Here is a 7603-nt window from a genome sequence, read left to right as displayed (position 1 = left end):
GATGACCAGGTGCCCCAGGTACTTGTGGTTCACCAGCGACTGGACGGTGACGGCCAGGATGATCATCAGCACGAACATGGGCAGCGCCTGGCCAAAGAGCTCCGCCAGGTACAGGCCGATCTCGAAATGGAAGTAGCCGCGCGCCGCCTGGATGAGCATGCCCGTGAGCATGGCGACGGTCAGCAGCACGGCCATCATCCCGCTCAGGGCCAGCGTCTTGGAGGCGAACGGGATCCAGCTGGGCACGGGCATGGAGTCGTGGATCTGCGCGATGCCCGCGTCGCGCTCCTCCCACACCAGCTCGCCCGCGTAGATGGTGACGATGACGATGCCGAACAGGATCCAGAACCCCGAGTGCAGCTCCAGCACCTGGTAGGTCACGGGGTACGTGCGCGTGCCGTAGATGCTGCCGATCTCGCTGCCGCTGATGAGCACGAACACCATGCACACGGCCGCCAGGATCCAGAACCACACGCCGCGAAGGATGCGCCGCGTGCCATCGCGCGTCATCTCCAGCAGCTGCGTCCACCGTGCCCCCGCGCCGAACGCCCGACGCGGGTCCGGCAGGCGCAGCCGCGCGGCCAGCGACGGCGCGGCCGCGGCGGCCGGCGAGCGCGGCGCGTCGTCCTCGCGCAGGAACTGCGCGAACCGGAACCGCGCGATGCCGTAGGCCAGCACGCCGAACCCCACGGCCAGCCACAGCGCGCGGTTGACGAGCAGCGGCGTCGTCAGGGGAAAGGCGGAGAGGTTCTGCTCCGCCACGGTCCAGTAACGCGTGGCGTGGTTCGTCGGCGCCGAGCCGAACGGGTCCGACAGCCAGGTGAACCAGTCCGCCTCGATGGCCGTGGTAAACAGGCGTGACAGGCCGTATCCCAGCAGCAGCACCAGCCCGCCCACCTGGTTGGCCAGCGCGCGGCGCGTAAGGGCCGCCAGCACCAGGAACAGCGCCGCCGTCATCAGCACGTTGGGGACGACGAGCAGGGCGAACGGCACGGCGTAGCTCGTGAAGCGGAACGCGCCGATGCGGTCCGGGTCCACGGCCGGCAGCAGCGTCCCCGCGAACAATCCCAGCGGGACGGCCAGCAGCACCAGCAGGTTCGTCAGCACCGCCGCCACGTAGCGCCCGCCCACGTACGCCGCCTTGGACACCGGCGTGGTGAAGAAGAGCGGGTGGATGCGCATCTCGAAGTCGCGGTGCACGGCCCGCCCCGCCAGCCCCGACGTGATGGGCACGGCAAAGAGCGAGATCAGCAGCATGACCTGTCCAATGCGCATGGGCGAGTTGGCCAGCAGCACGCGCGAGCCCATGTCCATCTCCTCCCACGCGCCGGCCATGGCGGCCATGGTGCCCAGCGCGAAGGCGAAGAAGATGGCGAAGTACACCCAGGTGCTGATGCGCCGCACCTCCTCGCGCAGGTCGAACCGGGCGACGGCCCAGAGCGCGCTCACCGCTCCTCCGGGGCCCGGAACGCGGACCAGTCGTCGTCGACGTCGTTCGTGCGCGAAAGCGGCGGCGGCTCGGGCGACGGGACCGGCGGTGGCTCGATGGACGAGACCGGCGGCTCGACGGGCGATGGAATCCGTTGATCCTCCGCGGACGGCATCGGCGGGGCCTCGGCACGGCCGATCGCGAGCGGCTCGGCCGACGCGATCGGGGCGGATTCGACGTCCCGGATCGAAAGAACCTCGGCGCCGGGCATCGGGAGCTCGGTGCCGGGGATGGGCGGCGGCTCGGGGGAGGGAGACGCCTGCCGCCCGATGGGGATTCCGCCCATCACCGTGAAGTACACGTCCTTGAGGTCCGGCTCCACGGGCTGGAACGACGGCTCCGGCGGCGTGTCGCCGTGCACGTGCACCACCGTGCGCCCCGCCAGCAGCGTGGTGGTGATGACGGGGTGATGCGGATGCGTGGCCTCGAACGCCTCCAGCTCGTCGCGGGGCACCTCGCGCCGCCACACCTGGCCGCGGATGGCGCGCACGGCCTGCTGCGGCTCCGCCTCGAGCAGGATGCGGCCGCGCTGGATGATGGCCATCCGCGAGCACAGGTCGCTCACGTCCTCCACGATGTGCGTGGACAGGATGACGACGGCGTTCTCGCCCAGGGCGCTCAGCAGGTTGAGGAAGCGGACGCGCTCGGCGGGGTCCAGCCCGGCCGTGGGCTCGTCCACGATGATGAGCCGCGGGTTGCCGATGAGCGCCACGGCGATCCCGAACCGCTGCCGCATCCCCCCGCTGAACGAGCCCAGCCGCCGGGAGCGCGCCTCGTACAGGTTGGTCTGCTCCAGCAGCGAGCGCACGACGTCGCGCCGCTCCCGCGCGTCCACGACGCCCTTGAGGATGGCGAAGTGCGCCAGCAGCTCTTCCGCCGTGGCCTTGGGGTACAGGCCGAACTCCTGCGGCAGGTAGCCCAGCGTGCGGCGCACGGCCTCCTTGTCGCGCAGCACGTCGATGTCGCCCAGGTGGGCGGCGCCGCTGTCGGCCTCCTGCAGCGTGGCGAGGATGCGCATGAGCGTGCTCTTGCCCGCCCCGTTGGGCCCCAGCAGCCCGAACATCCCCGGTGCGATGGTGAGCGACACGTCGCGCAGGGCGTGCACGCCGTTGGGATACGTCTTGGAAAGGCGCTCGATCTTCAGTTCCACGGAACGTGACTGCGGCGGGTGGATTGGGGCGGATGCGTGGATGATACGGAATTCCCCGCGCGGATGCGAACGTGGGACTGCAGGGAATAGGGAACAGGGAATAGGGAATAGGGAATAGCGGGCGCGTGCCGCCGGGTTCTTCTCGTAGGCCGTCATCCTCGACACGCGTCGTCCTCGGGAGGCGATGCGCAACGGCGCGTAGACGTCGTCCTAAGACGTCCGCTACGCAGAAGAGCGTCCTCCTGAGGAGCCGCCGCGCGATCCCGACCTGGGCGCCGATCGATGGCGGCGACGAAGGATCTTGTGTCCAAACCACGGATCCGCCCCCGCGCACCGGAGCCGATCCATCTGGACATATTCGCGGGATCGGCGCTACCCGGTCAGGGCGTAACGGGCGAGGGTGGAGCCGGGACGGGAGGTGCGGGCGGAGGGCCGAGCTGGACGGGCGTGCGGACCTGCCTTTCGACGGCGATGCCGGCAAACACCGTGCGGACGGGACCGTTCTCGGTCCGCGCCGGGCTCAACGGATTCGTCGATCCGAACGCGCCGGAGACGTACAGGTGCGTTGCCCCGCCGCGATGCGTGAAGCGATAGGCGACGGTGGGGGCCCAGTAGCGCGGCTTCACCAGATCGCCACTCCCCTCGGACAGTGACAGGTCGGTGCGCTGCGCCAGCCAGGCGAACCCCTGCGTGGTGTACCAGCCGGAGCCGTCCTCGCCCATCCGCCCCAGCTGAACGTACGGCATCACGTGCATGGGCGAGAGCAGCACGCCGCCTCCGGCCGCCCAGTCCGGCGCGGTGGGCGCCTGCAGGTACACGTCCGCCTCCGACGCAAAGAGCGACGCGCTGAAGGTGCCGCCCACGCTGTACCCCATCCGCCCACCCTCCGCCGGGCGCCCCACCCGCGCCCCGAACCCGATCTGCGGAACCAGGTCCACCGCGCAGGTCGTGTCGCACAGCTCCTGCGGCAGGCCGGCCGTGGCCGTCACCTGCAGCCCGCGCTCCGCCCGTGGCCCGTGCGTGACGATGGGCGCGCACGCCGCAGCCGCGCACAGGCCGACGAGCGCAACGAATGGACGGAGGGTCATCTGGGATGGAGATGGAGAAGAAGTGGAAGGCGTGGAGACGAGGCGGTAAACATACGGCTCCGCCCTCCACGCGTCACCCCCTCCGGATGGACGGCAGGATCAGCCGCCCGATGCCTCAGCCGAGGCGAGACCTACTTCCGCACTAACGCACTCACGCACTTCCCCTCACTTCCGCCGCGCGCGCACCGCCGCCAGCCGCCACCGCATCCGCCCCTGCCACCCGCAGCGCGTGCACAAACGGGCGTCGGCGCCGCCGCAGGCCGCGAGCACGCGGTCCATCCGCGACAGGCGCACGGGCGCGCACGTGACCCCGCGGCAGGTGGGGCACTCGGGCGCGTACGGCAGCCCCGCCAGCTGAAGCGCCACGTACAGCGATCCCGCCAGCAGCCCCGCGATTCCCGTCCACGTCAGCAGCAACAGCATCGGCCAAGCCCCTGTCCCGCAATCCAATGCCGCCACCGCGCGGACGGCCTCGTCCACGCGCCCGGTGCAACCCTCGTTCCGCCCGGCGCACGCACGGAGCTTGCGAGAGGAGTCCCGCGAACCGGAAGCCGAAAGGAGGAGGGGACGTATGCGAGGCGACGGCTACGACCGCGGGTGGGGACGCCCGCGCGGCTACGGCGGGGACTTCGGTGGGCGGGGCAGGTCTTTCTGGGGGCATGAGCACCGGAGAGGAAACCGCTACGACGCGGGGATGCGCGGCGGCTACGACCGTGGGTGGACGGAGGAGATGGCGTACGGCGCCGAGCCGGGGATGATGGGCGGCCCCGGCATGTTCACCCCGTTCGGCTGGGATCCCATGATGCGCTGGACGGGGTGGGATCCCATCATGGGCTTCGTGCCCTACCAGGACACGCCCCGCGCGTGGTCGTACGGGCTGGCGGAGGATGCGCGGCGCTACGACCACGACTTCTACCGCGGCAACGTGGCGCACCGCTACGGCGGCGACTACGGCCGCGGCTACGACGCCGGCCACCGTCCGCGGTACGGCGGGGACTACGGCGCACAACAGCGCATGCCGCCGCGGCAAAGCCCGCTGTACGGCCGGGGCGGCGACCGCGCCGTGCGCGAGTGGGCGCGCGGGCGGGGCTACGACGTGGAGCACACCATCCAGCCGCGCCTGGGGCCGCGGCGCTGATCAAACCAACAGGGGAGGAACGATGACGCGACGGAACATCGACCCGAGCTTTGACCCCGAGGAGATCGAGAACGACGATCCGCTCGGCGAGCAGATGTTCGCCGAGGGCGGGTTCGAGGACGCGCCCGGCGGCGGTCCGGCCTTCTCGGCGCCGGGCCTGGAAGAGACGGACAAGCGCCCTGGCGGGCATGGACAAAAGGTTGCCGGCGTGCCCGAGGACCGGCAGCGCATCCTGAACTCGCCCAGCGAGCAGCATCCCGACAGCGGGCGCGCGGTGATCCGCGAACGCGGCGGCGAGAGCAAGGGCGATCCCGCCGTGGGCGGCACCCGGCCCGACTGAACCGCGCGTAACTGCGGGTTGGAGGGGACAGCCGGCAACGACATCCGTCGTCGCCGGCTGTTTCTCGTCCGCCGCTGCCCTGCCCTCTGGTACGCGCGCATCCCGCTATTCCCTATTCCCTATTCCCTGCAGTTGCCGGCTGTCCCTTCTCCCCTGTAACCTGTCCCCCGCCGTCCACGCCGCGCACTTGATTCCGCCACCCGCACCGCGCAGAGCCGTGCCCGAAAAGCTGCCCTTCGACATCGCCGAGGTCGTCCGCCGCATCCGCGTGGCCGTGAAGCCGTTCCCCAAGGCCGCCATGTTCGACCTGGCGGACCGCGGATACACGACGGCCTTCCAGCAGCTGGTGGCGTGCATCATCTCCATCCGCACCCTGGACGAGGTGATGCTGCCCGTCGCCATCCGCCTGTTCGAACGCGCGCCCACGCCGGCGGAGATGGCGCGGCTGAGCGTGGACGAGATCGACGCGCTCATCCACGACTGCGCGTTCCACTACGGCAAGGCGGGGCAGATCCGCGAGATCGCCGAACGGCTGGTGGCCGAGCACGGCGGCGAGCTGGCCTGCGACGAGGCGCTGATGCTCTCGTTTCGCGGCGTGGGCCCCAAGTGCACCAACCTGGTGATGGGCGTGGCGTGCGGCGAGCCGCGCATCGGCGTGGACATCCACGTGCACCGCGTCACAAACCGCTGGGGCTACGTGGCCGCGCCCACGCCGGAAGCCACGATGGCGCAGCTGCAGCAGACGCTTCCCAAGCGCTACTGGATCGAGATCAACCGCCTGCTGGTGCCCTTTGGCAAGCACGTCTGCACGGGCCGGTTGCCCAGGTGCAGCACCTGCCCCGTGCTGGCGTACTGCCGCCAGGTGGGCGTGGAGAAGCACCGCTGAGCGGTTCAGAGCCAGATGGGTCGGCGGCGCCAGTCCGGGGGGAAGCCCATCGCCGCGACCGGGACACCGGGATACCGGCCGAACAGGGCAATTAGCCGCGCTTTCCAATCCGAACCGGGTGCAACTGCGTCCAGCAGCGCGACGATCACGACTGCACGGGCATAGAAACGGTCGGTGCGCGCCATCTCGCCCCGGAACCGCTTCGCCGCCTTGGGCTGGTCCACGAGCATGGGGAAGTTCCAGAGACGGTTGTGATGGGCGCACATATTCCGCAGCATGTTCAACGAGCGGAACCACGACACGAGCACCGTCTCATCCAACCCGAACCGCGAAGCGATCGCCTTGCGGTGGTGAAGCTTGAGCCCGGAATACAGGCGTGAGAGCGAACCGAACGTGATCGCTTCCAGCAGCGCCCAGATCGGGGCCAGCTCCGGCGAGCCGTAGGTGGTCCGATAGTGCTGAATGCCGAGGTGCTTGGCGCGCGACGCGGTCTGAAAGAACTCGACAAAGCTGTCGAGCCGCTCGAAGTGCTGGGGATCGAGAAAGAAGTGCGGCGTGTGGGGCACCGCGACGGCGCTGACGATGCTCGCCCGGAGCGCGACCTCGATCCGCTCGATCGCGTCCAGGCACAGCAGACGGAGCTCCCGGTCGAAGTTGTAGACGTCCAGGACCTGCTGGAATGTCGTGCCGGGCAGAAAGCGCTTGTGCGGCGCCTGCTGAAGCGGCCGCATGTAGATCAACAGGCGATAGTACCCTACCCGCTCGAGCGCCTGCAGCGCCGCCGCGGGGTCGGCGACGAGCAGCCCCCGGCGCTGGAGGTGCGCCAGGAGCGCGGGGGGAGGCAGGGCCGGCTTTCTGTACGGCGTGGATAGGCGAGCAGCCACGGCATCGTACCCGGACAGGGACAAAAAATAAGCCCCCTGGTGCGCGTTTGTGAGATGACTCACATAGAGGCGTGGGGGCTATGATTGCCCCGAACGTAAACAGAGTTGATCGGCCCGTCAAGGCCCTTGATGCGCGTCTACTCCGCGCGCTTACCTACGCCGCCCGGGCGCGGCGGCGGCGGGGCGGGGCGCACGAGGCGACAAGGGCGCGCAGGGCGTGAACGAGGCCGCCCACCTCCCGGATCACCCGCTCGTCGCCCTCGCGCAGCATGGCCGCCAGGATGTGCTTGCACACCCGCTCGCGCCACAGGTGGTCGCCGCAGTCGCAGCGCGGTACCAGCGGCGCGTACAGGTCCACCCAGTGCGGTTCGTCGCCGCCCGTCACCCGGTACCGGCCGCGCCCCGCGGGCTCCACCGTGAGCCCCAGGCAGCGCTCCAGCCGCCCCGCCTCGATTCCGCCCGCAGCCTGCATGTCGATGTTCGCCATGGTCACACCTGTCCGTTCCGAAGTGTCCGTTTACCGCCACCGGTAGTACACCGCGGACCGGCCTTGGTTTCGGTTTTTATTCGGAAAACGCCATCGCACGACCCTTGTGTTTCAAGTGGACGAACGCGCGCGGAGGACGCG

Annotated in this window: 9 protein-coding genes; 3 read left to right on the top strand and 6 right to left on the bottom strand. The window is 70.0% G+C overall.

What is annotated here, in order from left to right; genetic code table 11:
- From VFZ20_RS25490 to VFZ20_RS25475, 4 genes are all read right to left on the bottom strand, one after another.
- Nucleotides 1-1449: ABC transporter permease (locus VFZ20_RS25490; protein ID WP_329686781.1), on the bottom strand; the 1449-nt coding region annotated here is incomplete at its 3' end.
- Nucleotides 1446-2639 (bottom strand): ABC transporter ATP-binding protein, encoded by a 1194-nt coding sequence (locus tag VFZ20_RS25485; protein WP_329686780.1) that lies wholly within the window; start codon nt 2637-2639, stop codon nt 1446-1448. The genes VFZ20_RS25485 and VFZ20_RS25490, both read right to left, overlap by 4 nt.
- 380 nt (nt 2640-3019) lie before the next feature.
- Complete coding sequence (locus VFZ20_RS25480; RefSeq protein WP_329686779.1) at nt 3020-3727, bottom strand: hypothetical protein; 708 nt, start codon at nt 3725-3727, stop codon at nt 3020-3022.
- A 165-nt stretch (nt 3728-3892) separates the two neighbouring features.
- Nucleotides 3893-4150, bottom strand: a complete 258-nt coding sequence (locus VFZ20_RS25475; RefSeq protein ID WP_329686778.1) for a hypothetical protein — start codon at nt 4148-4150, stop codon at nt 3893-3895.
- A 148-nt stretch (nt 4151-4298) separates the two neighbouring features.
- Here VFZ20_RS25475 and VFZ20_RS25470 point away from each other — a divergent pair, with 148 nt between their 5' ends.
- The 3 genes from VFZ20_RS25470 to VFZ20_RS25460 all read left to right on the top strand — a co-directional run bounded on the left by VFZ20_RS25470 (nt 4299) and on the right by VFZ20_RS25460 (nt 6091).
- On the top strand, nt 4299-4865 hold the full coding sequence (locus tag VFZ20_RS25470; RefSeq protein WP_329686777.1) for a hypothetical protein: 567 nt from the start codon (nt 4299-4301) through the stop codon (nt 4863-4865).
- A 22-nt stretch (nt 4866-4887) separates the two neighbouring features.
- Nucleotides 4888-5205, top strand: a complete 318-nt coding sequence (locus VFZ20_RS25465) for a hypothetical protein (protein ID WP_329686776.1) — start codon at nt 4888-4890, stop codon at nt 5203-5205.
- Nucleotides 5206-5422: 217 nt separating this feature from the next.
- Nucleotides 5423-6091: an endonuclease III gene (locus tag VFZ20_RS25460; RefSeq protein ID WP_329686775.1), complete on the top strand. Its 669-nt coding sequence runs from the start codon at nt 5423-5425 to the stop codon at nt 6089-6091.
- Nucleotides 6092-6096: 5 nt separating this feature from the next.
- On the opposite strand, the gene VFZ20_RS25455 is transcribed toward VFZ20_RS25460, so the two are convergent.
- On the bottom strand, nt 6097-6975 hold the full coding sequence (locus tag VFZ20_RS25455) for an Abi family protein (protein WP_329686774.1): 879 nt from the start codon (nt 6973-6975) through the stop codon (nt 6097-6099).
- Between the two features lie 154 nt (nt 6976-7129).
- Nucleotides 7130-7462 carry an SWIM zinc finger family protein gene (locus VFZ20_RS25450; protein WP_329686773.1) on the bottom strand — a complete coding sequence of 111 codons (333 nt, stop codon included), beginning with the start codon at nt 7460-7462 and terminating at the stop codon, nt 7130-7132.
- Between the last annotated feature and the right edge of the window lie 141 nt (nt 7463-7603).

Origin of the sequence: Longimicrobium sp. (assembly GCF_036280135.1) — a bacterium.
Classification (GTDB): Bacteria; Gemmatimonadota; Gemmatimonadetes; order Longimicrobiales; family Longimicrobiaceae; genus Longimicrobium.
Note: the sequence above shows the minus strand (reverse complement) of the source record. Positions and strands in the feature narration are given on the sequence as shown.

What these genes read in the sequence shown, in the direction of transcription:
- VFZ20_RS25450 (WP_329686773.1), bottom strand. Translation starts at nt 7,462, where the DNA reads ATGGCGAACATCGACATGCAGGCTGCGGGCGGAATCGAGGCGGGGCGG.
- VFZ20_RS25470 (WP_329686777.1), top strand. Translation starts at nt 4,299, where the DNA reads ATGCGAGGCGACGGCTACGACCGCGGGTGGGGACGCCCGCGCGGCTAC.
- VFZ20_RS25475 (WP_329686778.1), bottom strand. Translation starts at nt 4,150, where the DNA reads ATGCTGTTGCTGCTGACGTGGACGGGAATCGCGGGGCTGCTGGCGGGA.
- VFZ20_RS25465 (WP_329686776.1), top strand. Translation starts at nt 4,888, where the DNA reads ATGACGCGACGGAACATCGACCCGAGCTTTGACCCCGAGGAGATCGAG.
- VFZ20_RS25480 (WP_329686779.1), bottom strand. Translation starts at nt 3,727, where the DNA reads ATGACCCTCCGTCCATTCGTTGCGCTCGTCGGCCTGTGCGCGGCTGCG.